Origin of the sequence: Limimaricola sp. G21655-S1, assembly GCF_027213785.1 — a bacterium.
GTDB lineage: Bacteria > Pseudomonadota > Alphaproteobacteria > Rhodobacterales > Rhodobacteraceae > Limimaricola.
Map to the genome: position 1 here is coordinate 1 of NZ_JAPWGO010000011.1, position 25,536 is coordinate 25,536.

At 66.7% G+C, this 25,536-nt stretch carries 28 protein-coding genes and 1 pseudogene; 18 read left to right on the forward strand and 11 right to left on the reverse strand.

Annotated features, from left to right (window positions below):
* On the forward strand, window positions 1-288 hold a 288-nt coding region (gene cutA, locus O4G76_RS11910), incomplete at its 5' end, for a divalent-cation tolerance protein CutA (protein ID WP_269397536.1).
* Window positions 289-822: 534 nt separating this feature from the next.
* Window positions 823-1,389 (forward strand): DUF3085 domain-containing protein, encoded by a 567-nt coding sequence (locus tag O4G76_RS11915; protein ID WP_269397537.1) that lies wholly within the window; start codon window positions 823-825, stop codon window positions 1,387-1,389.
* A gap of 240 nt (window positions 1,390-1,629) precedes the next feature.
* On the opposite strand, the gene O4G76_RS11920 is transcribed toward O4G76_RS11915, so the two are convergent.
* The 5 genes from O4G76_RS11920 to O4G76_RS11940 all read right to left on the reverse strand — a co-directional run bounded on the left by O4G76_RS11920 (window position 1,630) and on the right by O4G76_RS11940 (window position 7,998).
* Window positions 1,630-2,448 (reverse strand): hypothetical protein, encoded by an 819-nt coding sequence (locus O4G76_RS11920; RefSeq protein ID WP_269397538.1) that lies wholly within the window; start codon window positions 2,446-2,448, stop codon window positions 1,630-1,632.
* Window positions 2,449-3,091: 643 nt separating this feature from the next.
* Window positions 3,092-4,225: a radical SAM protein gene (locus O4G76_RS11925; RefSeq protein ID WP_269397539.1), complete on the reverse strand. Its 1,134-nt coding sequence runs from the start codon at window positions 4,223-4,225 to the stop codon at window positions 3,092-3,094.
* Between the two features lie 30 nt (window positions 4,226-4,255).
* The gene (locus tag O4G76_RS11930) at window positions 4,256-5,494 is read right to left on the reverse strand and encodes a glycosyltransferase (protein WP_269397540.1); all 1,239 of its coding nucleotides are present in this window, start codon (window positions 5,492-5,494) and stop codon (window positions 4,256-4,258) included.
* Window positions 5,454-7,247: an ABC transporter ATP-binding protein gene (locus O4G76_RS11935; RefSeq protein WP_269397541.1), complete on the reverse strand. Its 1,794-nt coding sequence runs from the start codon at window positions 7,245-7,247 to the stop codon at window positions 5,454-5,456. The genes O4G76_RS11930 and O4G76_RS11935 overlap by 41 nt, the downstream gene beginning before the upstream one ends.
* A 61-nt stretch (window positions 7,248-7,308) precedes the next feature.
* The gene (locus tag O4G76_RS11940) at window positions 7,309-7,998 is read right to left on the reverse strand and encodes a hypothetical protein (protein WP_269397542.1); all 690 of its coding nucleotides are present in this window, start codon (window positions 7,996-7,998) and stop codon (window positions 7,309-7,311) included.
* A 468-nt stretch (window positions 7,999-8,466) separates the two neighbouring features.
* On the opposite strand from O4G76_RS11940, the gene O4G76_RS11945 reads away from it, so the two are divergent.
* Window positions 8,467-10,443: a PhoX family phosphatase gene (locus O4G76_RS11945; RefSeq protein ID WP_269397543.1), complete on the forward strand. Its 1,977-nt coding sequence runs from the start codon at window positions 8,467-8,469 to the stop codon at window positions 10,441-10,443.
* Window positions 10,444-10,683: 240 nt separating this feature from the next.
* On the opposite strand, the gene O4G76_RS11950 is transcribed toward O4G76_RS11945, so the two are convergent.
* Window positions 10,684-11,658, reverse strand: a complete 975-nt coding sequence (locus tag O4G76_RS11950) for a sodium-dependent bicarbonate transport family permease (RefSeq protein ID WP_269397544.1) — start codon at window positions 11,656-11,658, stop codon at window positions 10,684-10,686.
* Window positions 11,659-11,750: 92 nt separating this feature from the next.
* Between O4G76_RS11950 and O4G76_RS11955 the strand changes: the two genes are divergently transcribed.
* Window positions 11,751-12,668 (forward strand): hydrogen peroxide-inducible genes activator, encoded by a 918-nt coding sequence (locus O4G76_RS11955; RefSeq protein WP_269397545.1) that lies wholly within the window; start codon window positions 11,751-11,753, stop codon window positions 12,666-12,668.
* Between the two features lie 108 nt (window positions 12,669-12,776).
* Here the strand turns inward: O4G76_RS11955 and O4G76_RS11960 are convergent.
* Window positions 12,777-13,157: pseudogene (locus O4G76_RS11960) on the reverse strand (class II aldolase/adducin family protein); the annotation flags it as partial.
* On the opposite strand from O4G76_RS11960, the gene O4G76_RS11965 reads away from it, so the two are divergent.
* The 7 genes from O4G76_RS11965 to O4G76_RS11995 all read left to right on the forward strand — a co-directional run bounded on the left by O4G76_RS11965 (window position 13,156) and on the right by O4G76_RS11995 (window position 18,564).
* Window positions 13,156-14,634, forward strand: coding sequence for a fused MFS/spermidine synthase (locus O4G76_RS11965; protein WP_269397546.1), 1,479 nt, complete (start codon window positions 13,156-13,158; stop codon window positions 14,632-14,634). The pseudogene O4G76_RS11960 and the gene O4G76_RS11965 sit on opposite strands and share 2 nt — an antisense overlap.
* 319 nt (window positions 14,635-14,953) lie before the next feature.
* Window positions 14,954-15,085 carry a hypothetical protein gene (locus O4G76_RS11970; RefSeq protein WP_269397547.1) on the forward strand — a complete coding sequence of 44 codons (132 nt, stop codon included), beginning with the start codon at window positions 14,954-14,956 and terminating at the stop codon, window positions 15,083-15,085.
* A gap of 81 nt (window positions 15,086-15,166) precedes the next feature.
* On the forward strand, window positions 15,167-15,571 hold the full coding sequence (locus tag O4G76_RS11975) for a CopG family transcriptional regulator (protein WP_269397548.1): 405 nt from the start codon (window positions 15,167-15,169) through the stop codon (window positions 15,569-15,571).
* Window positions 15,572-15,602: 31 nt separating this feature from the next.
* The gene (locus tag O4G76_RS11980; protein ID WP_269397549.1) at window positions 15,603-16,862 is read left to right on the forward strand and encodes a PHB depolymerase family esterase; all 1,260 of its coding nucleotides are present in this window, start codon (window positions 15,603-15,605) and stop codon (window positions 16,860-16,862) included.
* A 168-nt stretch (window positions 16,863-17,030) separates the two neighbouring features.
* On the forward strand, window positions 17,031-17,564 hold the full coding sequence (locus O4G76_RS11985; RefSeq protein ID WP_269397550.1) for an EF-hand domain-containing protein: 534 nt from the start codon (window positions 17,031-17,033) through the stop codon (window positions 17,562-17,564).
* 41 nt (window positions 17,565-17,605) lie between these two features.
* Window positions 17,606-17,965 carry a hypothetical protein gene (locus tag O4G76_RS11990; RefSeq protein WP_269397551.1) on the forward strand — a complete coding sequence of 120 codons (360 nt, stop codon included), beginning with the start codon at window positions 17,606-17,608 and terminating at the stop codon, window positions 17,963-17,965.
* Window positions 17,962-18,564: a DedA family protein gene (locus tag O4G76_RS11995; RefSeq protein WP_269397552.1), complete on the forward strand. Its 603-nt coding sequence runs from the start codon at window positions 17,962-17,964 to the stop codon at window positions 18,562-18,564. The genes O4G76_RS11990 and O4G76_RS11995 overlap by 4 nt, the downstream gene beginning before the upstream one ends.
* A gap of 20 nt (window positions 18,565-18,584) precedes the next feature.
* Here the strand turns inward: O4G76_RS11995 and O4G76_RS12000 are convergent, their stop codons facing one another.
* The gene (locus tag O4G76_RS12000) at window positions 18,585-19,295 is read right to left on the reverse strand and encodes a DUF1194 domain-containing protein (RefSeq protein ID WP_269397553.1); all 711 of its coding nucleotides are present in this window, start codon (window positions 19,293-19,295) and stop codon (window positions 18,585-18,587) included.
* 246 nt (window positions 19,296-19,541) lie between these two features.
* Here O4G76_RS12000 and O4G76_RS12005 point away from each other — a divergent pair, with 246 nt between their 5' ends.
* The 5 genes from O4G76_RS12005 to O4G76_RS12025 all read left to right on the forward strand — a co-directional run bounded on the left by O4G76_RS12005 (window position 19,542) and on the right by O4G76_RS12025 (window position 22,576).
* Window positions 19,542-20,543 carry an ABC transporter substrate-binding protein gene (locus tag O4G76_RS12005; protein WP_269397554.1) on the forward strand — a complete coding sequence of 334 codons (1,002 nt, stop codon included), beginning with the start codon at window positions 19,542-19,544 and terminating at the stop codon, window positions 20,541-20,543.
* A complete protein-coding gene (locus O4G76_RS12010) occupies window positions 20,540-21,310 on the forward strand; it encodes an ABC transporter permease (protein ID WP_269397555.1) in 771 nt (256 codons plus the stop codon). The genes O4G76_RS12005 and O4G76_RS12010 overlap by 4 nt, the downstream gene beginning before the upstream one ends.
* Complete coding sequence (locus O4G76_RS12015; RefSeq protein WP_269397556.1) at window positions 21,295-22,026, forward strand: ABC transporter ATP-binding protein; 732 nt, start codon at window positions 21,295-21,297, stop codon at window positions 22,024-22,026. The genes O4G76_RS12010 and O4G76_RS12015 overlap by 16 nt, the downstream gene beginning before the upstream one ends.
* 1 nt (window position 22,027) lies before the next feature.
* Window positions 22,028-22,321, forward strand: coding sequence for a hypothetical protein (locus O4G76_RS12020; RefSeq protein WP_269397557.1), 294 nt, complete (start codon window positions 22,028-22,030; stop codon window positions 22,319-22,321).
* A gap of 96 nt (window positions 22,322-22,417) precedes the next feature.
* Entirely contained in the window at window positions 22,418-22,576 is a 159-nt protein-coding gene (locus O4G76_RS12025) for a hypothetical protein (protein ID WP_269397558.1), read from the forward strand.
* A 26-nt stretch (window positions 22,577-22,602) separates the two neighbouring features.
* Here O4G76_RS12025 and O4G76_RS12030 read toward each other — a convergent pair whose 3' ends face one another.
* Entirely contained in the window at window positions 22,603-23,205 is a 603-nt protein-coding gene (locus tag O4G76_RS12030) for an autoinducer binding domain-containing protein (protein ID WP_269397559.1), read from the reverse strand.
* Window positions 23,206-23,351: 146 nt separating this feature from the next.
* Between O4G76_RS12030 and O4G76_RS12035 the strand changes: the two genes are divergently transcribed.
* On the forward strand, window positions 23,352-23,852 hold the full coding sequence (locus O4G76_RS12035) for an autoinducer binding domain-containing protein (protein WP_269397560.1): 501 nt from the start codon (window positions 23,352-23,354) through the stop codon (window positions 23,850-23,852).
* A 22-nt stretch (window positions 23,853-23,874) separates the two neighbouring features.
* On the opposite strand, the gene O4G76_RS12040 is transcribed toward O4G76_RS12035, so the two are convergent.
* Together O4G76_RS12040 and O4G76_RS12045 are read right to left on the reverse strand one after the other, a co-directional pair.
* Complete coding sequence (locus O4G76_RS12040) at window positions 23,875-24,525, reverse strand: RES domain-containing protein (protein ID WP_269397561.1); 651 nt, start codon at window positions 24,523-24,525, stop codon at window positions 23,875-23,877.
* The gene (locus tag O4G76_RS12045) at window positions 24,525-25,148 is read right to left on the reverse strand and encodes a hypothetical protein (protein WP_269397562.1); all 624 of its coding nucleotides are present in this window, start codon (window positions 25,146-25,148) and stop codon (window positions 24,525-24,527) included. Before O4G76_RS12045 ends, O4G76_RS12040 begins: the two co-directional genes overlap by 1 nt.
* A gap of 184 nt (window positions 25,149-25,332) precedes the next feature.
* On the opposite strand from O4G76_RS12045, the gene O4G76_RS12050 reads away from it, so the two are divergent.
* On the forward strand, window positions 25,333-25,491 hold the full coding sequence (locus O4G76_RS12050; protein ID WP_085896949.1) for a YqaE/Pmp3 family membrane protein: 159 nt from the start codon (window positions 25,333-25,335) through the stop codon (window positions 25,489-25,491).
* Window positions 25,492-25,536 lie beyond the last annotated feature (45 nt).

Sequence of the window (25,536 nt, forward strand, 5' to 3'; positions counted from 1 at the left end):
TGCGACAGCGAGAAGGAGGCGCGCAAGATCGCGCGGGCGCTCCTCGAACGCCGGCTCGCCGCCGCCGTCCATATCCGCAGGATCGACACGCTCTACCGCTGGGAGGGCGAGATCCACGACCATCTGGAATGGCGGCTGGACATCAAGACGGTCGAGGCACGCTGGAACGAGGTGGTCGCGGCCATCACCGAGTTGCACAGCTACGAAGAGCCCGCGATCTTTTCGACCCATATCCACCGCATCACGACCGGCGCGCTCGACTGGCTCGAAGAGAACTGCGCCGAGTGATCGCGGGCGCCGGGCGCGCCGTTTCGTCCCGGCCTTATCCGGCATTTGACAGGCATTGTTCATCCCGCCGGCCCCACGATCTTGAATGGGCGCTCGGTCATGCGGTTGTGGGCATTGGAAAAGACCGAGGCATCCCAAACCATCTGTCGGTGGGCAGGCGACGCAGTATCCGCGATGCCCCCCGTCCATCTCACCCCTGACAAGGTCGCACCGAACAGGAGCGAGTGGAGCACGGTCATCGTCCCGTAGTTGATGTCGGGCGTGGGCGGTACGCTCGTCGAGATGCATGCAGTGGGAATGAACGACGGCGGATCACGTCCAATCCGGATGACACCTGACCTAAGGGAGCACCGCTTCGGTGTAGGTTACTCTCTCGAACGGTCAGGAGAGCGGATTCATTGTCGACCCCAGCGCTGCAGCGAAGAAGAATGACCCGGGCCAAGTGCAGGGCAGGAAGAGCAACCAGGGCGGTCGAGGCCCTCGCCAATCTCTTCGATCGCGAGCTGCGGTCCCGCCAGAAAGGAGGCTTCGACGATGAGGGCGACGTTCGACGCGGACCACCTGCTCGAACTCCTGGCCCTTTCGGAAACCGCGAGAACGCGCCGGCCGACCTATGCCCAGCTCTTCGATCCCACACTCTGGCGCGCCGACTTGGAGGCCGCGGGACGCGCTGCAGCGATGGAGGGGCTTCGCACGGATGTTTGTCCGAACCCGACCATTGACGACCTCGACTGCACCAGGATTCCGCCGGGGCTGATGCTGGCTGGTGACGAAGGTATCTATTTCATGACGAACGCGGTCTCCCCGGAAATGGAGGCGCTTCGCGCTCGAGGCCGTCATGTCGCCTACGCTCGCGAGGCCGATCCCACCTGGATGCCCTGCAAGGACGTGCGGCATGCCCAGCATACCATCTTCGGCCGAGAGGACGGGGTCGAGTTCCTCGGAGCGGAGCAGCTGCAAAGGGGACTCGTGCCGGGATCGCTCTACGAGATCCACATCACCGCCAAGGCAATCGTCCTGCCGAGCTTGAAGGGGGCCTTCAAGGGAGCGCTTTGCCCTGACCGGCATCCGGGAACAGCGATACGCGATACCCGCCGCTGACCGCCCGACACGAGTATGTGTCCATTGGCAGAAGCTAAAGGGGATCCCACCGGCTGCAGAGCATGAATGCGATTATGGGGCGGCCGCGGAGAGTGCCGTCCGAAGTAATGAGCCCATCTCGGGGGGCGAAGAGCTTCAGCGGGGGCAGGACATTCCCGCCACGTGCCGTTTCCTCGAAGAGCGGGGGCCAGCCGATTGACACCTGGCCAGCCCCCCAGAACAGCCCGGATGAAATCCGGGTTACTGGGCATTCACCTCGCCGTCAGCGTCGGCATCGGCATCGGCGCCAGCATCGGCATCCGTATCGGTATCGGTATCGGTATCGGCAGCGTCGTCTTCCTGACCTTCAGTATCCAGACCCGTGTCTTGTTCCAGATCCGTATCTTGGGTCTCTTCGTCGCCCGCGCCTTCTTCGACAGGCTCGCCGTCCTCGTCGTTGCCTTCCCCGTCGGTATCCTCGCCTTCCTCGATGAAGCCTTCGGTTTCCGTATCATTCGGATCGATCGCGGGTTCGTCTTCCTCGACCGCGTCCCGCTCCTCATCGTCCTCCGAGGCCGAACGGGACTCGGGATCGGCCACATCGGGCGAAGGCATGGGCTCGATGACCACGACACCGTCAGCCACGCCCTCGGGCACGGCGAACATCACCATCACCGGCGCCCCGTCTCGCATCACCGGGGCATCCACATCGGTCATCTCCGGCCCGAAATCGAAGGTGCCGTTGTCGTTATTCTCGACATGCAACATGGCCATCAATTGAGTTCCGGCAGGCAGCGCCTCCGGAATCGTCACCGCCACGTCGGCATTTTCGCCGGCAGTCACCGAGGCATGCCCCAGCACTTCACCGGCCGTGCCATCAGCAGCGACGGCATGCACGACGATGTAGCCGTCCTGCAGCGCGGTGATGAGCGGGAAGGTCACGGTGGTCTGTCCGTCCACCATCGACATCTGCATCATCGCGTCTTCGGTGACCACGATCATCGTTTCGTCATCCTGCGCCAGGGCCCCCCCGGCCATAAGCGCGGAGAGAGCGGCAGCACTTGCAAAGGCCTTGATCATCGGAACCTCCATGATGAATCTGCGCGCATAACTCGCCACGGTCAGCTTGGTTCATCAGGGCGCTCGGCATACTCATCTCCGGCCCCGCGCGGCGATCGGCAGCGCGCTCGCCTTGCTGAGAGCCGTCTCAATATCAGTGAAGGCGCACCCCATCGCCCACACCGAAACCTCTCGCTAATCCCTGCGGTGGCTGCGCGCCGTTTCGCGCACCTTGGCCGACGGCATGACGGTGCGCCTCTGCAGCCGAGCCTGCCTGAACGGCCGACCAGCGAGACGCCCGCCGAGGCATGGCACCGTCCAGATCCACGCGGTCCGCCGGCCAGTGATCTCCCGTAGGAGACCAAGCTCCGTCATCGCGTCCAGCAGGGTCAGCGCGGTGCGGATCGGCACGCCTCTTGTCTGGGCAAGCAGCGCCGAACTCAGCGCAGGCGCGGTGTCGCAGGTCTGGACCGCATCGGACCCCCTCGGCTCTGCTCGGCGAAGCGCTTCGAGAAGCTTCCCTCGCCGGGCTCCGGTCGGTCCTGCCCAATGGCGCGACAACGCTCTTCCAGCTTGAACCCAACGATGCCGGCGGGGGCGGTCACATCACCAATGCCGCTCTCAAATCAGAATGCACAGTCGACAGCCGCGCGCCAAGCGCGGTTCAGCCGTTCATCCCGGCCGCATAGGCAGTGCGCGATGGACGATGCAAGTTCACCCGCTTGTCATAGCCGCAATTGCAGTTCGGGCATTTCAGGTTGAAGGCATGCCGCGCGAAGCTCCGGTGCCGCTCGTTGAACAACAGCTCAGAAAGCCTGTGCTCGTGCAGAGAGCCGAGCTTGAAAGTGACGAAGCACATCTGAACCGTCCCGTCTGGTCCGATCCAGAGCATGTCATGGCTGGTGCAGGGCAACCGCATTGCGGATTTGCGGATCAACCAGTCGGGAATCGAACGGATACCCCGTTCCGTATTGCGGATGAGACCGGGGTCGCGCTGCTTTTCCTCGAGCAGGATCGAGGCGACCTCCTCCAGGATCGGGCGATCCTCCTCTTCGAACCAAAAGCGCTGTTCGCTTTCACGCTCGGGTCTCACGAAATAGGGGAGGGAGTAATGGATAAGGTTTATATAGACTTGCATCTGGTGGTCACGCGCGAACTGCAATGTCCGCCTGACGCTGTCGGGTCGTCCTGTGCTGCGCATCAGCAGCCAATCCAGTCCCATCGGCAATGTGTCGACCCCATGCCTTGACCGTGTCGCGGCCAGCGACCTGCTCAGGGCCTCGAAGGCTCCGGGCCTCTGGACGTAGGCGTCGTAATCCTCCTCCAGCCCGTAAAAGCCGATCGAGACCCGCTTGAGCCCAGCCTCGACAAGCCGATCTATCTTCTTGTCGAGCAGCAGGCCATTTGTCGTGACATACATGTTCAGCCCGTGATGAGCGATCCGCTCGACATACTTGTCGAGGTCGCGATGCAGAAGCGGCTCGCCGCCATAGAGCCGGATGGTCCCGATGCCGAGTTCCTTGCAGTCGTCGATAAGCTTGGCGCCAACCTCCCACGGAAGCTGATGGCTTGGCATGAAGTCCCGGCCGTAGCTGCAGGCTCCGCAGCGCAGGTTGCAGTTCGCAGTCAGGCTGAGGAAGACCTCGTGCGGGGCCGGTCGCACCACCTTATCGGTCACCTGCGCCAGCGAGAAATGTGCGATGCGCATCTGCTCTCTGAGCAGCTTGACCGGGGCGTAAAGTGGTGATCCGCGCAGGGCCTTCTTTACCTGCCTCTCGATCCTGTTGCTGTTGACCATCAAACCGTCCCCCTCGAAAAAACACACCTGTCACGAAGTCACTCTGTCAGGGCGCAGCCCCCCCGGTATGGACGAGGGCAAGCGACCCGCCAGCGCCCGTTCGTAAAGTCTGACAAGATCTCGGCTCCAATCGTCGAGACGGTGATGCTGCTCCACCTTGAGGCGGGCGGCTCGTCCCAGATCGCAACGCTTGCGCGGATCCCCAGCCAGCTCGTACATGGCCGCCGCCAAGGCCTCCGCGTCCTCCATCGCGACGCAGTAGCCGACCTGCCGATCGACCAGCGCCTCGGCGGAACCAGCAGGGGTAACGATGACCGGCATCGCATGAGCCATCGCCTCGAGCAGGGCGATGGACAGGCCTTCATCGCGCGACGCACTCAGATAGACGTCATGCGTGATCATGAGCCGGGAAATATCGCTGCGCGGACCCAGAAAGCGAACCACGGACTCCAGTCCCAGATCGCGGCTGAACGCCCGTAGACGAGAGGCTTCGCTGCCCTCGCCGGCGATCGAGAGACGAAACCTGATGCCGCGATCCAATAGGTGCCTAGCGGCCACCAAGGCGGTCTCAACACGTTTCTCAGGAGCCAGGCGGCCGACCACGAGGAAGGCCACCGGCTCGGACGCATCGCGACCGGCGGCGCGGCCCGCCTCGATCATGGCTAGAGGGGGAGCAGGTGGGGCGGGATTGGCAAGCGTCGCGATCGGCAGAGATCCCAGCCGATCACGATTGTCGCGGGCAACGCTGTCGGAGCAGGCCGTCGCGCCCCGGCTGCCGGCCCGGAGCGCCATGCTCTCGGCCAGGTCGCGCAGCCCGTCGACGCCGCGGCGTCCGGGACTTGGCAAGTGCAGCCCGCCTATCACCGGAACGCCGGCGATGGCGCCCGCGATCGGGGCCAGAGTGTTCGCGCGTCTCAAATGGGCGTGGACGAGATCGACCTTGGCGGCCCGCAGTTCGCGGGCCAGCCGCCAGATCATCAGCCCCACCCTGCCCCGCTCAGGAGACAAATGGGCGACGGATACGCCCGCCGCGCGCAAGCGGTCGCAATACCCGGTGCCCGCAGGAGGAGAAAGAACAATCACCCGTAGCTTCAACCCGGCTTGGGGCCGCTGACCGGCGAGCTGGACCAAAAGCTCCTGCGTGCCGCCGCATTTCAGATTTCCGATCACCTGCGCAACATGCAAAGACGTCATGGTCCAAAACACTTTTCCAGCAATCGCAACAAAATCACATATCGGCATTAACGAGAGATCGGAAAAGAGAACCACTCGCCATCAGATCGCTATAACAACCCGATTCAATTTCACGACCGTCGGCAATTACGATAATCGTGTCACATTTTCGAACCGAGCTCAACCTATGGGCGGCAATGACGACCGTCGTTTTTCCGCGTAAAGACGCAACAGCCGCATTCAGCTCGGCCTCGCTCAGCGCATCGAGCGCGCTGGTGGATTCGTCCATGACCAAGAGATCCGGCTCGCGATACACGGCGCGAGCGATGCCGATGCGCTGGCGCTGGCCGACAGAGAGATTGATCCCCCGCTCATGCAACTTGGTGTCGTATCCGTCCTGCAGATCCGCGATGAGTGGATCGAGTCCCGCAAATGCCCCCGCCCGCCAAATGCGATACTTCGAATGGTGGTCATCATTAAGTCCAAACTCGATATTCTCCCTGATAGACCCTTGGACCAGTGAGATTTCCTGCGGGACGTAAGCTACGCGTTTCCGCCATTGGCTCCTGTTTCGGTCGTCAATGGATGTGCCATCCACGGAAATACTCCCCGATGCCGGAGTCAGCAGACCAGCCATCAGGTCGAGTATGGTGCTTTTGCCCGCGCCCGTCGCACCCACAATCCCCACGAAGGAACCTGCTGGGACGGTCAGGCTCAGGTCTCGGATCGCGGGCTGCCGAGAGCCAGGGTACCAATAAGAAATCCCTTTCAACTCGAGGGCTCTTTCCAGCCTCGGCGCGGTACGCACATCGGCTGCCCGCGCTCCCTCGAACTCTGCTTTGCTAAGGTCAGCCCATAGCGCATCGAGGGACGGCAGATCCGTACGCAATGCCGTGGCGGCAGCGTAGACGCGCTGCAATGCCGGTATAAGCCGGGCCGCCGCGAAGGCGTAAAGGACCACTAGCGGGAGAGCGCCGCTCGAATGTGCCCCTTCACTCAGCGACCAGATCACCAGCAGGATCATGGTGCCAAACGTCAATAACTCGAGGACGGATTTGGGAACATCCCGCAATAGCTCCGCCATCGTCTGTGCCTCGTTCTTGCGCCGGTAGGCCTCCTCGAATTTCGCCCGATAAAATCCCTGCATGCCGTACAGCCAGATTTCCCGAGAACCTGCCAATGCTTCGCCAAGGGTTTTCGCCGCCTGGGCGTTTGCGCGAACCCGCTCGGCACCTAGATGTCGGATGCGGCCGCTCACTACGGAAAATACCGCTCCATATCCGCATCCCAGCAGTAGACCCATGGTGATCGCCGCTGCCGGCTCGACCACGATCAGCAAAAGGACGAGGAAGATCGCGGTGCTGCCATTGGCAAAAAGGCGCACGGCGTTCATCATCACCCCGTTCACCACTCTCTCGACCTCAGACTGTATGTTGGAGATGAGACTGGCGGAATGTCGGGTATGAGTTCGATCCAGGGACTTCTGCATGTACTGCGCAAACAGCCGGGACGCAAAGCTCACGCTTTGACCTCTCGCAAACCTCCTCAGGTAGAAAAGACCAAAAATTCGAAGAGATGTAACCACGGAAATGGTTACCAGCGAGCATAGCGCTAGCGCGATCAGGAACTGAGTATCGTCCGAGAACTCGAAAAAATCGTAGGCCTTCGCGAAGCTGGGCTTCTCTTCAATCGAACTCGGATCTGCAGCCACCACCAGGAAAGGGATGACAGACATGACCCCGATCATGTCACCGACACCAATTGCGAGACCAATCGTCAGAGCCATCCACAATCGGCGACGTTCTTGCTGATCGAGCAGCTCTGATATCTTGCCTAACAACTTGAACAAACCCGCTCCCATCCGAGGACTAGGAAACCCACACTGCTTTAAAAAATTCCGATCCGTGCTCTTATACCTCCAGCTGCGTCAATCTCGGAGCACATCGAGCCGAGACGCGTCCGGCGTGCTTTGATGCCACGACCAAGGCCTTTTGGAACGGATGCCGTCTCCATGATAGGTGTCGTTCCAGCGGCGGATTGGATGGCGGTGTTTCCTCGGAACCGACCAAGTCCCGATACAGTGCCGTAACGAATTTGGCGTATCTAGCGTTGGCAAAGGCACTGTAGTGACGCCTGATCAAGCCCAGTTCCTCGATAGGGTAGACGCCTTCGAGATCGATCATGCTCATCGCGCTCCCACAGAGCATGCTGTGTGCATGGCCGAATTGGACGGCGAAATATTTGGTGCCTGCCGTTCTGTCGAGGACCAGCCGAAAGAACGAAGGATCGAAGCTTTTTAGAGGGCGACATTCCTTCATGACATAACCACGGCAAACGCCACGCCCGAATATCAATGCGCGCAACGCGGGGACCGTCCGGATATCATAAAAGCCGCTTTCCAAAGCGCCCATTATGTTGTCTCGACGAATGTAGCTCGCGTTCCATATCTTGTAGTACAGTCGGCCGGTTTCATTGGATTCGGTCGGCCCAGACAGGACCCAGCGCGAATGATCCTGACCGCCGATGTGCCGTCGCACGACCTTGTGCAACGTTAAAGAAGCGACATCTATGTCGGAAAGTTCGAGGTTTGCAATCTGCATGCGACCCCCGCGATGGCGTTTTTCAAGCATAGGTCGACAAAGTTGGATCCGTCAATCTCCAATTTTTGCCATCCGTATCCTATATTATTAACGAACCTTAAACACCTTCGCGCTTCGACTTCCGCTGTCGCCGAAATCCATGGACAAAAAAATATTGTCCGCCCCTGCTCTCACTTCCAAGTACCTGCGTTAATAGTACTCTCGTATTAATACGACCGCATTTCAGGATGGCCGGTGAATGGTGTCGGAATGGATCCACGTTTTTTGGTAGCTGCGTTTGCAGGTTCCGGAATCAGGAACCAGTCCGATGGATACAGTTGCCAGTGCTTCCTTGCGGCGGCGGGGCTCATCCCGGTCCGGATTTGTTGGGAGACGGGCCTGCGGGCGCATTCCTCGGGTTACAACTCGAGGCTTCGGTGCCAAGATCGGCCTCGCCTGGCGACGCGGCCAGGCGAGGGAGGAAAGAACATGAAATTCACCATTTTCGATCCACTGAATCGTTCACAGCGCTTCGACGCGGCCGATGACAAGGGCGTCAACACGTCCGGCGCCCCGACGATCGGCGACGTGATCGCCGCCCGCATGGGGCGGCGGGACCTGATGAAGGGCGCGTTGGGGTTCACCGCCATCGCCGCCACGGTCAGCCCGATGGCGCTGGCCGCCAGCCGCGCCTACGCGCAGACCGGCGAGGGCAGCTTCGATTTCACCGAGATCGAAGCCGGCGTCAGCGAGGACATGGTCGTGGCCGAGGGCTACGACGCCGACGTGCTGATCCGTTGGGGCGATCCGGTCCTGCCCGGCGCGCCCGAATTCGACGTCGACAACCAGACCGCCGAGGCGCAGAACCAGCAGTTCGGCTACAACTCGGACTTCATCGGGACGGTGCCGCATCCCGAGGCTCCGGACGATCCGGACCGGCTGCTGCTCGTGAACCACCATGAATATACCAACGAGGAGCTGATGTTCCCGGGCCTCGGCATCCAGGACGACGCCGAGTTCGCGCAGATGACCGAGGAGCTGGTCAATATCGAGAAGGCCGCGCATGGCGGCAGCGTCATCGAAATCCGGCGCGGCGAGGACGGCAAGTGGTCGGTGGTGCGCGATTCGAGCTACAACCGCCGGATCACCGCCGAAACGCCGATGAAGATCTCCGGCCCCGCCGCCGGTCACGCGAAGATGCAGACCGGGGCCGACCCGGCCGGGACCGAGGTGCTGGGTACCTTCAACAACTGCGCCGGCGGCATCACGCCCTGGGGCACCTGGCTGATGGCCGAGGAGAACTTCAACGGCTACTTCTGGAGCGACGCCCAGGAGCCGCCCGCGACCGAAACCTCGGACGATCCGGCAACGATCCTCAACGCCCGCTACGGCGTGCCGGGCAAATGGTATGCCTGGGGCAAGTTCGACGACCGCTTCAATATCGACAAGGAGCCGAACGAGCCCAACCGCCACGGCTGGATCGTCGAGGTGAACCCGGCCGACCCGAACTCGACCCCGGTCAAGCGCACGGCGCTGGGGCGCATGAAGCACGAGGGCGCCATGCCGGCGGTCAATGGCGATGGCCGGGTCGCGCTGTTCATGGGTGACGACGAGCGGTTCGACTACGTCTATCGCTTCGTCACCGAGGCCGCGCACGACCCCGAGAACCCTGACCCCGACATCCTCGACCGCGGCACGCTCTCGGTCGCGCGTTTCGACGCGGACGGCACCGTGACCTGGCTGCCGCTGATCCATGGCGAGGGACCGCTGACCGCCGAGAACGGCTTCGCCGACCAAGGCGACGTGCTGATCCAGACCCGGCGGGCCGCGGACTTCCTCGAGGCGACGCCGATGGACCGTCCCGAGGACGTCGAGCCGAACGAGCAGACCGGCAAGATCTACGTGATGCTGACCAACAACACGCGCCGCAAGCCGGGCGACGAGAACGCGGCCAACCCGCGCGCCGAGAACGCCTTCGGCCACATCATCGAGATCACCGCGCCGGAGGGCGATTTCGCGGCGGACACCATGCCGTGGGAGATCCTCGTCAAATGCGGCGACCCCTCGGTCGAGGAGGTGGGCGCGACCTTCTCGCCGGCGACGAGCGAACATGGCTGGTTCGGCATGCCCGACAACTGCGCGGTCGACGCGGCGGGCCGGCTCTGGATCGCGACCGACGGCAACTCGGCCGAGGACACCGGGCGCGCCGACGGCCTCTGGGCGATGGAAACCGAGGGCGATATGCGGGGCACGTCGAAGCATTTCTTCCGCGTGCCGGTAGGAGCGGAGATGTGCGGCCCGTGGTTCGTCAACGACGACCAGTCCCTGTTCCTCGCGGTCCAGCATCCGGGCGATGGCTCGACCTTCGACAGCCCCTCGACCCGCTGGCCCGACTTCACGGATGGCATGCCACCCCGGCCCGCCGTGGTCGTGATCCAGAAGCAGGGTGGCGGCCGGATCGGGTAAGGCCCGGACGACTGGCACTCGCCTACCCTCCATTACAAGCAGGTGCGCCGCCCGAGGCGCACCTCCCCACACGCCGGCAGGGAGATGACACCGATAGGCCTTCGGGTTCGATTGGCCACGGGTTCAGCGCTGCCGAATTAGCTCGCCACTAAAGGTGGCTGACCTCGTTCACCGATGATTGCCGTCAAGACGCCCCGCGACGAAGGTCGGCTTCGGCATTGACTGGCCAGCTCGCGGGTATCACGCGCCGAAACCCGCCAGCCATAGATAGAGCGGCAAACCGACCGTGATATTGAAGGGAAACGTCACGCCCAGCGAAAGCGTGAGGTAGATGCCGGACTCGGCCTTGGGCAGCGCGATGCGCATCGCGGCAGGAACCGCGATATAGGAGGCGGAAGCAGCCAGGACCATCAGCAGGAACAGGCTTCCGGTCTGCAACCCGATCATCGATCCGGCGGCCCAGCCCAGCAGCGCGCCGGTGATCGGCATGACCAGACCGAAGGAGAACAGCCCCGGGTTCAGCATGTGCCGGTTGGCCGAGAGGCTCCGGCCGGCGGAGATCCCCATGTCGAGCAGGAACAGGCAGAGGATGCCGACGAAGGGCGTGACGACGAAGGGGGCGATCATCTGCATGCCCTTGTCCTGCGTGACGGCGCCGATCACGAAAGCGCCGGTGAGCAGCAGCACCGAACCATTGGCGAAAAGTTCGCGGGCCGGAACGCCGCCGGTCGCCTCCCGGTCGCCGGAATACCGGTGCGCGATCCACAGCGCCGAGAGGATCGCCGGCACCTCCATGCTGGCGGCGACCGCCACCATGTAGCCGTCGAACGCGACGCCGGACAGTTCGAGCAGGCTGGTGGCGGCGACGAAGGTGACGATCGAGATCGATCCGTAATGTCCGGCCACCGCGGCGGCGTTCATCGCATCCAACCGGGCCATCACCCGAAGCAGCACGAAGGCCAGGAACGGGATCAGGAAGGACAGGAGCAGACCGGCCAGGATGGCGACCAGCAACTCGCTGCGCAGACCATGCTCCGCCAGGCTATGGCCGCCTTTGAAGCCGATCGCCAGGAGCAGGTAGAGCGACATGAACTTCGCGGCCCCTTCGGGAATGGACAGGTCGCTGCGCATGAATGCGGCGATCAGGCCGAGCACGAAGAACAGGATGGTGGGCACCATGAGGTTGCCCGTGAGGGTGTCGAGAACGGCAGACACGGCGAACTCCTTTCGGTTTCGCCCCCATTGCCGCAGAAATCTTCATAGCTTAAATACATTCTATCAGCGCCATCTATAGCTTGGACCTATGCATGAGGCCGACACTCCGCCAGCTGGAATACATCGTCGCGGTGCACCAGCTCGGCAGCTTCAGCTTGGCCGCGGATACGCTGCATGTCAGCCAGCCGAGCCTCTCCAGCCAGATCGCAGCGGTGGAGGCCGATCTCGGCGTGCGGCTGTTCAAGCGAGGGCGCGGCGGAACGCAGGCGACGGCAAAGGGGCTCGAATGCGTCCACCGGGCGCGACGCATCCTGGCGGAGGTCGAGAACCTGCGCAGCGTCATGACCTCCACGCTGCCTTTCGGCGGGCGGTTGCGGCTCGGCGTCCTGCCGTCGATCGGGCCCTACCTGCTGCCGCAGGTGATGCACTCGCTACATCGCGACCAGCCCGAGTTGCGCGTCATCGTGCGCGAGGAGAACACCCTGAGCCTCGACGAAGGCATCCGCAACGGGCGCTTCGATGCCATCATCTCGACGCCCGAGGACCACCCGAACACCCGGCAGCATCCGCTGTTCACCGAAACCCTCTGGGTGGCCGTGACCCCGGATCATCCCATCGCCGCGCTCGATCGTGTCGGCGGCACCGATCTGACAGGCCAGCGCCTCCTGACGCTGGATACGGGACACCGGCTGGCGCGGATCGTCTACGGCCTCGCAGGACTCAGCGGGGGCATCGTGTCGGACGATTACGAAGGCACGAGCCTCGACTCCATCATGCTGATGGCTGCGACCGGCGCCGGTGTCGCGGTGCTCCCCGACCTGTTCGCCCGGCGCCAGGCGATCCACCGGAAGGAAGTCGTCGTCAGGCCGCTGGTCATGCCGGACGCGAACCGGGGCATCAGCCTCTTGTTCTCGGCGGATCAGCCCGCCGACGAAAGCCGCGACCACCTGATCGGCGCCATACGAGACGCGGCGAGGTTGCTCGACCTGGCCGTATCCGAACCGTCGTGAATTGCATGTTCGGCTTGCGTCATGGCCGACATTCCGCTCGGGCGCAGCGATTGCGCCGCCTACCACCCTTCTTCTGAGAAACCATTTTCCGGATCCGGGCATCATCGATAGCGCCACGGAGCGACAGGAATGCAGATGAACGATCGCGCCCGCGCCGCTGCGGGTGTCGTCGAAGGCCCGGTGCAGCGGCATTTCCTTGATGGGCCGATGACCGACATGGGCCATGGCCGCATCGACGCGGCTCGGCCGGGCCGGATCGAGAGCGCGGGACGACGATTCGGTATGCAACACGAAGAGCTGGGCCCGTCCGGGGGTCGAGAAGCTGGAGAAGTGGCTGCGAGCGCCCTGCCCTGCGACCTCATAGGGTCGCGGTACGAGTATCGCGCGCTCCGACCGCCTTCCCTTCAGGCAGCGGGCCACTAAGCTCTTTCGGACGAGCGGGCAGCGTCTAACTGACCTTGGAGAGACCGATATGCGCTTTTGGACCATGATCGGCCTGATCCTCGTCCTGTCCGTCGTCGGGCTCACTTACGAAATCGCCGCCGGTCGTGTCCTTGCCCCGTTCTTCGGAACCTCCCTGGTGACATGGACGACCGTCATCGCCACGGTGCTCGCCGGGTTCTCGGTCGGCAACGCCATCGGGGGGTTCGCCGCGGAGCGCCCGCGCCGGGTCGCCATTCGGCACGTCCGAAGGGCGCTGCTCGCCACGGCCGTGCTGATGGCGCTTTCGCCGACCGTGCTCGCCGCGCTCTATGCCATGGGGGCGCGCGGGACCGGAGGCATGCTGTTCACCGTCTGGGTCGCGTTCTTTCCCGCCTCGGTGCTCGTCAGCTTTCCATCCCCCTTCCTCGCGAAGATGGCCGTCGAGGCCCGGCCCGGGCGGGAAGGCTCGTCTCTGGGCCTCGTGCTGGCGGCAGGCTCGATCGGTGCCATCGCGGGCGCCCTGCTGGCCGGCTTCGTCACCCTGCCGCATTTCGGTTCGGCGGCCACCTTCGCCGCTTGCGGCGCCGTGGCCCTGCTCTGCGTTCCCTTCGTGCGCGGCGGGGCATCCGGCGCCAAGGACGGCGCCGTCGCGACGACCCCGGCCCCGCCCGAGCCGGTCACGCCGGTCTCCATGGCGCTCGCCGCCCTCCTCATGGCCGCGGGCCTGATGAGCGGCCCCGTCTGCCAGTACGAATCCGGCCTGTCCTGCATCGACATCCTGCGCCGCGGCGACACGGTCTATCTTCAGGCCGACCGCACATCGCAGGCGGCGGAAAAAAGCGTCGGCATTGAGGGCTCGCCGGAACTGGTGCTGTCCTACGCGCAATGGCTCTGGGCCCGCATGGACCGCGATCTCGGTTCGGAACCTGCGGTGCTCTTCATCGGCGGCGGCGGCTATACGCTGCCCACCAAGTTGCTGGCCGCGCGACCGGCGGCCCGGGCCGTCGCGGTGGAAATCGACCCCCTCGTCACCTCCGTCGTCAGGGCGCATCTTCCGGCGGCCGGCAGGATGATCGCGCGGACGGGCTTCGACGCGACCCACGCAGGCTCTGGCGGCGCGGCGGATAAAGGCAGGCTCGGCATCGTGCACGAGGATGGCCGTGTCTACATCAACGAGGCGGATCGACGTTTCGATGCCGCCGTCATGGACGCGTTCTCCTCTGAGTCGGTGCCCGCTCATCTCGCGACGGTCGAGACCTATGAACGTCTGCGAGAAATCGTCGACGGCCCCGTCTACGTGAACCTCATCGATGCGCCCGACGGCCCGCTCGTGCGCGGACTGCACGCGATCCTGAGAGACCTTTACCCCCATGTCGAAGCCGTTCAGGGTCCGGTGAGCTCACGCGGACGGGCCAACCTCGTGCTCGCCGCATCGGCGGCACCCCTCGCACCGTTGCCGACAGTGCCTGAGGGCTACGAGACGGTGTCCATATCGCCTGCTCGCGCCTTTACCGACGACCGGGGATGGGTCGGCCATCGCTAGGCCGTCAGCGTCGGAACGCGCCTTTCCAGTTTGCTTACTTCCCGCAACTCCGGACGCCGCCTTCGCCTGTCAGAAAGGCTGCCATCAAAGCTGGATCGCCGAAGTCGGGAAACCTCCTACGCGCGATATGCGCCGATCCAAGCCATAGCAGCCCTCCTGAAATAGACCGGTCCGGTCCGGTGGAGATCCTGCTTCGACGCGGTCGCAACCGTGACATGCCCGGAATGCAGAGGGCCTGATCCAAGACCGACCTGCTTGCGGCACTTGGACCAACTCGATGCTACGAGTGAGCTAGGCCCGTTTACAGGGCGCGACGGCCATGCAGGAACTGCCGGATCGAACGACGAAGGCGCCGCAAGCCGCCCTCTTCATGGGCAACGTTCATCCAAACGGCATCCTCATACCCTCTCACCGCATCCATCCGTCGCCCCATCCGTTCGCATGGTCGTGACCACCCGGACGCTTCAAGGGGATTGCAATGCGCAGCGGACTCGCCATATCACCATCCACATGGATGGTATGGGGATGGCTGTTGGCTAAGCGCGAGAAAACGGCGGAGACCGAAAAGATCACCATCAATCTCGGCCCGGTCGATCTGGGTCGGATCGATCTGCTGGTGCAGGAGGGCTTCTTCAGCAACCGGACCGACTTTATCCGCACCGCGATCCGCACCCAGCTTGCGGCGCAGGCGGGGGAGATCGACCGGTCGGTGGCAAGGCACCGGCTCGAAGTGGGGCTCTACGACTTCCTGCGCGCCGATCTCGAGGAGCTGCGCGACAGGGGCGAGGTGCTGCATGTCCGCGTCGTCGGCCTTGCCCGCTTCGCCCCCGACATCGACCCCGAGCTGGCGCGGCAGACCATCGCCTCGCTGACCGTTCTGGGCGCGCTCCAGGCGAGCCCGGCCCTCAAATCCGCCTTGGCGGACCGGATCAAGTGACGCCCCGAGGGGCTGCGAAAGGACGAGCGAGATGAGTATCGACATGACCGCCGCGATGCGGCGGGCGCTGGCCGCCGTGCGGGCGCAGGACCCGATGGGCGCCACCCGCGAGATCCAGGCCGCGCTTGGTGGCGGCGCGCGGCCCGACCGCCCCGAGCCCGCGGCGACGACCCCGCCCCCCGCCCTGCCCCGCGCCTCGAAATGGCGCCGCGATCCACAGGTCGAGGATGCCGAGATCCTCGACGAAGAGTCCGGCCAGGGCAGCGACGCCGCCGACACCGCCGCGCCCCCCTCCCTGTTCGAGCGCCTGAAGGCGCAGATGAGCGGATGCGTCGATTGCGGCCCCACGACCAATCCGCTGTCCGGTGCATTGCCCAACGCGCTGGCGGGCGCCCTCGCCGGGCTGCCGGGGCAGATGCGGCCTGCCGGGCGCGGCGTCGTGCCGGGCGACGCCACGGTGCCCGAGATGCCCGAGGGGGCGCAATTCCTGTCGCGCAGCCATTCCGGCCCCGAGGGCGCGCGCAACTACCGGCTCTACATTCCCTCCTGCGGTGCCGCGCGGGTGCAGGGCCTCGTGGTGATGCTGCATGGCTGCACCCAGACGCCCGAGGATTTCGCGCGCGGCACCGGGATGAACGCCGCCGCCGAGGCCGCCGATCTCGCGGTGGCCTGGCCCGAACAGACCCGCGACCACAACATGATGTCGTGCTGGAACTGGTTCGAGGCCGGGCACCAGCAGGCCGCGCGGGGCGAGCCGGCGATCCTGGCCGGCCTGGCCTCGGCGCTCTGCGCCGAGTTCGGTGTCGGGCGCGAGCGCTGCTTCGTGGCGGGGCTCTCGGCGGGCGGCGCGATGGCGGCGATCCTGGGCGAGACGCATCCCGACATCTTCGGCGCGATCGGGGTGCATTCGGGCCTGCCGGCGGGTGCCGCGCAGGACATGGTCTCGGCCTTTTCCGCGATGCGGGGCCAGGGCGCCGGTCGCGCCGCCGCCGCCACCGGTCCGCGGCTGATCGTCATCCATGGCGATTCCGACCGCACGGTCGATATCTCCAACGCCGAAAGGATCCTCGGATCGCGGGGCGAAGACGCAGCCCCAGCCGAGGACGAGGCGGCCCGGCCCTATCGCCGCAGGCTTCATAGGGATGCGCAAGGCCGGGTCCGCGCCGAAAGCTGGATCGTGTCTGGCGCGGGCCACGCATGGTCCGGCGGCCGCCCCGAGGGCAGCTATACCGACCCGGCAGGACCCGACGCCTCGAAGGGCATGATCCGGTTCTTCCTGCAGGACGGCTGAGCGAGAGACACCGGCGGCCGGGGGATATTGTCGCGAAATGTATCCCCCGCCCGCCTTGCGATACATGGCGACAAAGCCCGCGTGGCGCCGATCCGCCATGGCTGGCAGGACGGTCCTCGACGAAGGCCCGGGCATCGCAGCCCGGACCAGACCCGAGGACCGATCGCCATGACACCCAAGACCCTGCTTCCCGCCGCCTTTCTCGTGACCACGCTGCTCGGCGCCGGCGCCGCCATCGCCACGGCCCAGAGCCAGCCCGTCGCGGAAACCCCCGAAAGCGCCACGACCCAGGCCCCGGAACGGCCCGGCGTCATCGAGCGCGTCCGCGCCGGCTTTGGCGGCAAGGGCGGGCATCGCCATCATGGCCGTCGCGGCGGCCCGGTGATGCTGCAGCAGATCATCGAACAGGCCGACATGAACGAGGATGGGGCGCTGACCCGGGCCGAGATCGACGCCTTCCGCGCCGCGCAGGTCGAAAGCGCGGACGCCTCCGGCGACGGCGCGCTGGAGATCGCCGAGTTCGAAACGCTCTACAACGCCTTCACGCGCGAGCGGATGGTCGATGCGTTCCAGGCGCTCGACGCCGATGGCGACGGCCAGATCTCCGAGGCGGAGATGGAGAGCCGGATCGACCGCCTCGTCTCGCGGCTGGACCGCGATGGTGACGGCGCGATCGGCCCGGCCGATCGCGGCCGCCGCTGAGCTGGTAGGGGGCCGCAGCACCCGTGAAGGGGTCGAGGATCATGACCGGAGCACGCCGCCTGTTTCGCTTCCTGTCGCGCCGGCATCCGGTCGCGGCCCTGCTGCTGGCCCTCGCGGTCGTGGCGGGGCTCGGCTTCGGGTGGCAGGTCGGCACCGCCACCACCCGGCTTTTCGCCCCGACCCATGCCGAACGGCCGATCGAGCCGTGGATGACGCCGCGCTATGTCGCCCGCAGCTGGGGCCTGCCGCCGTCTTTCGTCTATAGCCTCCTGCCCGTCGACCCGCGGCCCCATGGAGGCCCGACGACCCTCTCGGACGTGCTCGGGGACGGGCCCGAACTGGAGCGGTTCCGGCATCGGATCGAGGCTGCCCGCGCCGAGATGGAGGGTGCCCAGCAATGACCGATACCCTGCTCGCCTTGGTTCCGGTCTATGGCAACTGGCTGGTCATGGTCTCGGTGGCGCTGTCCTGCCTAGCGCTGCCGATCCCGTCGTCGATGCTGGTGATGGCCGCCGGCGGCTTCGCGGCGGCGGGCGATCTGGTCTACTGGCAGCTGCTGGCGGCGGCGCTGGCGGGCTTCGTGGCGGGCGACCAGATCGCCTATCACCTCGCCCGCGCGGGCGGTGCGCCGCTGATCGCGCGGCTCGGGCGCCGACCCGGCCCCGCCGCCGTGCTGGGCGGCGCGCAGGACCTGCTGGACCGGCGCGGCCTGCTGGCGGTGTTTCTCAGCCGCACCGTGCTGAGCCCGCTCGGCCCCTATGTCGGCTACCTCTCCGGCGCGCTCGGGCTCGACCGGTCGCGCTTCAGCGCGGCGGCGGCGGCGGGCGCGGTGACATGGTGCCTAGCCTATAGCTGGCTCGGCTACGCCTTCGCCGAGAGGATCGCAGAAATCGCGGCGCTGATCGCCAATTCGGTCGGGCTGATCCTCGCCTTGGCCGCCACCTTCGGCCTGGCATGGTGGCTGCGGCGCGGCTGGCGGGCGCAGCATCAGGCCGCCTGATCCCGCCGCATGGCGCGGGCCTATCGCGCCGCGTGCCGCCGCGCCGCCTCCGGCCCCGCGATCTCCAGCACCAGCTTGCGGCGCAGCGTTTCGGCGAAGGTCGCGCGGCTTTCGGCGGTGACCATGAAGGCGCCGGGCCCGCCGATGATCCGGCGGGCATATTCCGCCTCGAGATCGGCTCCGGCCCGGCGCCCGTCCTCGGGTCGCAGGATCGGCAGCGCGTTGATCGTGATCCCCGCCGCCAGCACCTCGTCGCGCGCAGCCGCGATCGAGGGCCCCGAGGAATTGCCGATGCTGTCGCCCGAAAAGTCGATCACCGCGCGCGGCGCGTCGATGTCATTGCTCTCGATCAGCCGCTTGCCTTCGAGCAGCGCGCCGCCGATCGCGTTGCGCCCCACGGCGCGCCGCGGCGGCCCGAGCAGCGCATCGGCGAAACCGCGCGCCGCCTCCGGCCCGTCGATGATCGTCCAGTCCGCCACCACCGCCGTGTTCGTCGCCCATTCCACATAGGTGACGGCAATGGTGCCGTAGGTGCTGTCCTCGATCGCCGCGACGACCCGCGGATCGGTGAGCGCCATGGCATAGCCCTGCCGCTGGAACGCCAGCTCCTCGGCGTCGATCGACCCCGAGGCATCGGCCAGCAGCACCAGCTCCAGCCCGGTCTCGCGCCGCTCCTGCGCGAGCGCCGGCCCCGCGAGGACCAGCAAGGCGATGAGAACCCACCGTTTCATGCGCTCCAGCCTAGCGCGATTCCGGCCCGACCGGCGTGCAAATCTCCCAGTGGGCCCCGAACGAGCGGTGCCTTGCCCATTCGCGCGCCGGCTCGGGGGATCGCCGTTCCAATGGCCGGGCATCGCGCGGAACGCCCGGACCAGCCGGACAGGCCCGAAAAGACGGGTTTCCCTTTCGCGCCGCCTCACCTCCCGCCCGCGCCATGACCGCGTTAAGTGACGACAAACCCAGCGCGAGGCTCCGAGATGAAGACCGCATTCACCACCCTGTTCGCCGCCGGACTGGCCGCCGCGCCGGTGCTGGCACAGGATACCGAGATCGAGATCGGCTACATGCCGATCCTGCCGGTGTCGCAGCTCTTCGTGGCGCTGGAGAACGGCGCGCTCGACGAGGCCGGGATCGACGCCGATCTGGTCGAGTTCCAGAACGGTCCGGCCATGGTGCAGGCGCTGCTGGCCGGTCAACTCGACGTCGCCTATCTCGGCATCGGCCCGGCCATGGTGGCGCGCGGACGCGGCGCCGACATCAAGGTCGTGGCCTCCAACATCGTCGAGCAGATCTCGCTCGTCGCGCTGCCGCCGCTGGCGGCGGATTTCGAGGGCGCCGACGCTGCCACCGCCTTCGCGGCCTTCGCCGCGCGAGAGGGCCGCAAGCCGGTGATCTCGACCTTCCCCACCGGCTCGGTGCCGGAAACCGTGCTGCAATACTGGATGCGCGAAGAGGCGGGCATCGATCCCGAGCTGATCGAGATCATCCATCAGGGCACGGCGCAGGTGCAGCAGGCGCTGCTGACCGGCGCGGTCGATGGCGCCGCGATCCTCGAACCGGTCGTCTCGACCACGCTGGCCCGGATCGAGGGCGCCGAGGTGGTGGCTGCGGGGGCGGAGATGTTCCCCGATCAGCCCGGCGCGGTGCTCGCGGTCCGCGAGGGGCTGCTGGAGCGGTCGCCCGAGACCGTCGAGGCGCTGGTCGCGGCCCATATTTCCGCGACCGATCTGCTCGCCAGCGACGCCGCCACCGCCGCGCCGATGGTCGCCAAGCATGTCGGCGGCGGCCGTCTCGACCCGGCGGTGGTCGAGGCCGCGATCGCACGGTCCGCGGCGCAGTTCGTCGCCGATCCGAACCGCATCACCGAGGGCACCCGCGCCATGCACGACTTCCAGATCGAGCTCGGCACGCTGGCGCAGCCGGTCGATCTCGACGCGCTGTTCGACCTCGACGTCTTCGAGCGCGCAGCCGCACGATGAGCGCCGCCGCACCGCGCGGGATCCGGCGCGCCGCGTTCGGCGCCGCCGGTCTCGTGGCCTTCATCGCGCTGTGGAAGGCCGCCGGGAGCTTCGGCTGGACCACGCCCGGCACCATGCCCGACCCGTTCCTGGTGCCGGCCGCGATCCGCGACGAGATCGTCTCGGGCCGGCTGCTGCCGGCCATCGGCTCCTCGCTCGTGCACTACGTCTGGGGGCTCGGCCTCGGCTCGCTGCTGGGCATCGCGGTGGGTCTCGCCACCGCGACGCTGCCGCGGCTCGACGCGGCGCATGCCTGGCTGGCGCGGATCCTGCGGCCGATCCCGCCGCTGGCCTGGGTGGTCTTCGCCATCGCCTGGTTCAAGGTGAGCCATGCGGGCGCGGCCTTCGTGATCTCGATCGGCGTGTTCTGGGTGAATTACTTCGCCACCTACGCGGCCGTGCGCAACGTCGATCCGCGCTACCACGAGCTGGCCCGCGCCTTCGGCCAGGGCGCCTATTTCAAGCGGCACCGCTCGGTGACCCTGCCCGCCGCCTCGCCCGGCATCCTGTCGGGGCTGCGCACCGGCGTCGGCCAGGCCTGGATGACGCTGATCGCGGCCGAGCTTCTGGGCGTGCCCGGCATGGGCCAGGAGATGAACGCCGCCGCCGGCGTCGGCGCCTACGAGGCGGTGGTCGTCTACATGCTGGCGATCTCGGTGGTCTACACCCTGTCCGACGCGTTGTTCTCGCTGATCGAGGGGAGGCTTCTCGCATGGCGCCCGTCCTGACCGCGCGCGGGCTGAGCCTGCGCTTTCCCGGGGCCGAACGCCCGACGCTTCAGGAGTTCGACCTCGACATCGAGGCGGGCGGCTTCGTGGCGCTGGTCGGCGGCTCGGGCGTCGGCAAGTCGACGCTGCTGCGCGCCATCGCCGGGCTGCTGCCGCCCGATGCCGGCACCATCGATCTCACCAGCCCGGTGCGGCCGGGCCAGCGCCGCCGCGCCATCGTGTTCCAGGACGGCCGCCTGCTGCCCTGGCGCACGCTCAGGCGCAACGTCGAATACGGTCTCGAAGGTCTGTCGCTCAGCGCCGGCGAGCGGCGCGAACGGGTCGACGAGGTGCTGCGCCTGACCCGGATGGAGCATCTCGCCGATCGCTACCCGCACCAGCTCTCCGGCGGGCAGGTCCAGCGCGGCGGCATCGCCCGGGCGCTGGTGGTGCGGCCCGACGTGCTGCTGATGGACGAGCCCTTCTCGGCGGTCGACGCGCTGACGCGCGGCGCGTTGCAGGACGAGCTGCTCAGGATCTGGTCTGCCTCGGGCGCGGCGATCCTCTTCGTGACGCATGACATCGCCGAGGCGGCGCTGCTCAGCGAACGCGTCATCGTGCTCTCGGGCCAGCCCGCCCGCATCGGCCTCGACCGCCGCGTCGCGCTGCCGCTCGAGGGCCGCCGCGAGGATCCGGGCTTCGCCCCGCTCGTCACCGACATTCAGGAGGCCCTGTGACATGGCCCTGCGACTGCTGATCCACGCGCCGACCGCGGCCGCCCTCGCCCGGGCCCGCTCCAACGCCCGCAACCTGCTGCGCGCCGACCCCACGGCCGAGGTCGAGATCGTCGTCAATGCCGGCGCCGTGGCCACCGCGATCGAAACCGGCGAGGTCGAGCCGCCGCTGCTCCTTTGCGGCAACTCGCTCGCCGCGCAGGGCCTCGCCGTGCCCGAGACGGCGCGCGTGGTGCCCGCCGCCGTGCTGCATATCGCGACGCGCCAGAACGAGGGCTGGGCCTACATGCGGGCCTGATGCGCGGCCCGATCACGGGCACCGCATCGAAACGGGGGAAATCCGCGCCGATCCGCGCTACTATGGCGGCACCAGCCGTCGAGAAGGATCGTCGAGATGGACATCAACAAGGGCCCGGCCAAGCCGGGCATGTATCTGCTCTGGGGCGCGGCGGCTCTGGTCGCGCTCGTCGTGGCCTGGATGCTGGGCGAGGCGATGATCGACCGGATCGCGCCCTCGGCCGAGCCCGAAACCCTGTCGGCGCCGGTCGAATAGGACCCGGGCCCCGATCGGCGCCCGGCCTAGATCAGGCCGAGACGCGAGGCCATGACCGCGGCCTGGGTGCCGTTCGCGGCGCCGAGCTTGTCGCGGGCATTCCTCAGCCGCTGCTTGATCGCGCCTTCGCTGACCCCGAAGTCGTGGGCGATCTCCTTGATCTTCGTGCCGTCGCGGACCGCTTCCAGTACCGCCAGCTCGGCCTGGGTCAGCGCGCCGGCGCGTCCCGGCCCGACATGCAGTGCTGCCACGCGCTCGGCCAGATCCGCCAACTCCGCGTCGTCATATTCGCGGTCCGGCCGGTAGAACAGCCCGTAGCTGCGCCGCCCGTCGCTCTCGCTGAAGGCGACGACGGCGCCGTAACGCAGGCCGAAGGCCCGGGACTGCCGGATGATCTCCTGCGGGTCCGTATCGGCCAGCGCGCTCCAGCGCACCGCGCCGACATGGTCGCAGGACCAGCGCAGCGCCGGGTCGTCGAAAAAGAACCGGCGTCTGGAATAAAGATCGACCCATTCGCGCGGCAGCGCGTTGAGTTCGGTGGCCGGAAACGCGAAGCGCACCCTGAGGGCGACATAGAAGCCGCTCGGCGCGAGTCGCGCGAAATCCTCGGATGCGTCCTTCGATATCAATGTCTTGGCCTGTCGGTTGCGCGGCTTCCATCGAAGCCATTGCGGTTCGCCGATGATGCGATCATGCAGCCGTTCACCCCGGCAGGGCAAACCTTCCGGCGCTGGAACCCTTGTGATATCCCCCGAAAACACCGAAAGACAAGTGCATGCAGACCGCAACGATCGTCATCGGCACCCTGAGCCGCCTCAAGCAGATCGCAACGGCGGGCTTCGCGGTCGGTCTGCATCTCCGGTTCACCTCCGCTGCCTACATGTTCGAATGCTACCCGCCGGAGTTTCGCGAACTCTACGCGCGCCAGGGCTGGCTGATGCGCGATCCGACCGTCCGCTGGTCGATGCAGGAACAGGGCGTCAGGCGCTGGCCCGAATTCGAGGCGACCGACGACACCGGGTTGTTCGCGCTGGCCCGCGAATACGGCCTCACCTTCGGCCACAGCCACTCGATCCATGAGGGCGGGAATTTCTCGCTTGGCGGCTTCTCCCGGTCGGATCGCGACTTCACCGATGCGGAGATCGAGGAGGTGGGGCAGCTGCTGCGCCGCCTGCACGACGTGACACGGCCCCGCGCACCGCTCGGAGCCGAGGCCCATGACCGGATTCGCGACATGGCGATCGTCGTGACCGAGCAGCTCGACCAGCCCGGATGAACCGGCCCGGCGCGGCCCGCGCTCAGATCAATCCGTAATTGATCGCGGCGGCGGCATCGAGCAGCGGCCGCTGCAGCGCCGGGTCCTCCAGCGCCCGGTGGAATTGCGGCCGCTCCGGCAGCGCCGAGGCGGCCCGCTCGTAGAGCGCCACCGCCTCGGCGTCACCGGCCATGGAGGAGCGGTAGATCACCCCGTCGATCATCGGATAGGCCTCGTAGACCGCCGCGCTCCAGCGCCGGGCCCGGGCCCGCGCACCGGTGGCGATCGCCGCCGAGGCCCCGGCCCGCGTCGGCCAGCGCCCGGTGAGATCGAGCAGCCGCAGCGGCCGCGTGGTGGCAAAGACGCAGAACCAAGGCGCGCCATGGCTGCGATTGATGATCCGCTTGGACTGGAACACCTCGGCCACGCAGGTCGCGAGCGCCCCCGCGCCACCCGGCCCCGCCGCGTAGAGCACGCCGCGCGCCTGCTCCGCGCCGCCGCCATCCGGCCCCGGCAGGTGATGGTCGAACCGCGCGTCGGTCGGGCCCCAGTGGCGAAAGCTGTTCCACTCCACCGGATGCGCGCCGCCGCGCATGAAGATCCGCCCCAGCGGCGCGGCGCGCGGCAGTTCGCGGATCTCTGGGCCCAGGGCTTCGAGCGCCGCCCGCTCCGGCGGCTCGGGGAATTTCGGCATCAGATCCCGGCCGCCAGCGCCCGCACCGCGCCGGGGTCGCGCCCCTGCGCGAGCCAGTCCACGGGCCGCATCGCCGTGCCATCCTCATCCTCGAGATCCGGCTGCGGCGTGGTCAGAAAGCTCTCCAGCTCGACCGGGTGGATGTCCTCTCGGACGACTGGGAGCACCTGCGCGAGGCCCGGCAGCTCCGCATCGCCGAGGAACTGGAACGCCGGGACCATCCAGCCCCGCCCGCCCGGCTGGCGCAGCGCGTAGAGCGTCCGCGCCTTGATCCGCTGCCGCAACCGGCTGTCATTGACCCCGAGCCGCGCCGCCGCCGCCTTGAGCGGGATCGCCCCGGCCTGGATCGCGGCCAGCCGCACCGCCACCCCCATGACGGGGCCGAGATCCGGCTCACCGGCGCCGCGTCCGACGCCCACCGAGGCCAGCGCCGCCTCCTCGGCGGCGGTCAGCGGCTCGGGCCGCGACAGCGCCCTGAGCTGGCGCGCGTGATCGGCGAGATAGCTGTCCACCGCCCGCGCCAGCGGCGCGGCGAGATGGTCGAGCCGAAGCCGCGACAGCGAGGACATCACCTCGCCGAACCCCTCGGCGCCGGATTGACGTGCACCTGCCTGCGATATCATGGCGGACCTCCTTCGCTAACGCACATATAGGTCGTTAGCCGTCGTTAGTAAAGGCGAGGTCACGAAGCCGCGCGGAGGGTCGCCGTTCACCCGCCACGCCTTCGCGCGGAACCGATGCGGATGCGCCGCATTGGCTTCCCGACCCGTGACACGAACCGGCGCGCCTGCGCCACGAGGACCCCGAATGGACATCATCCGCATCATCGTCGCCATCCTGCTGCCGCCGCTCGGCGTGTTCCTGCAGGAGGGCTTGGGCAAGCATTTCTGGATCAACGTGATCCTGACGCTCCTCGGCTATGTCCCCGGCATCATCCACGCGCTCTACATCATCATCAAGCGCTAGGCGGACCCCACTGCCGACCTCGGTGCCGACTTCGGCCCGTGCGCC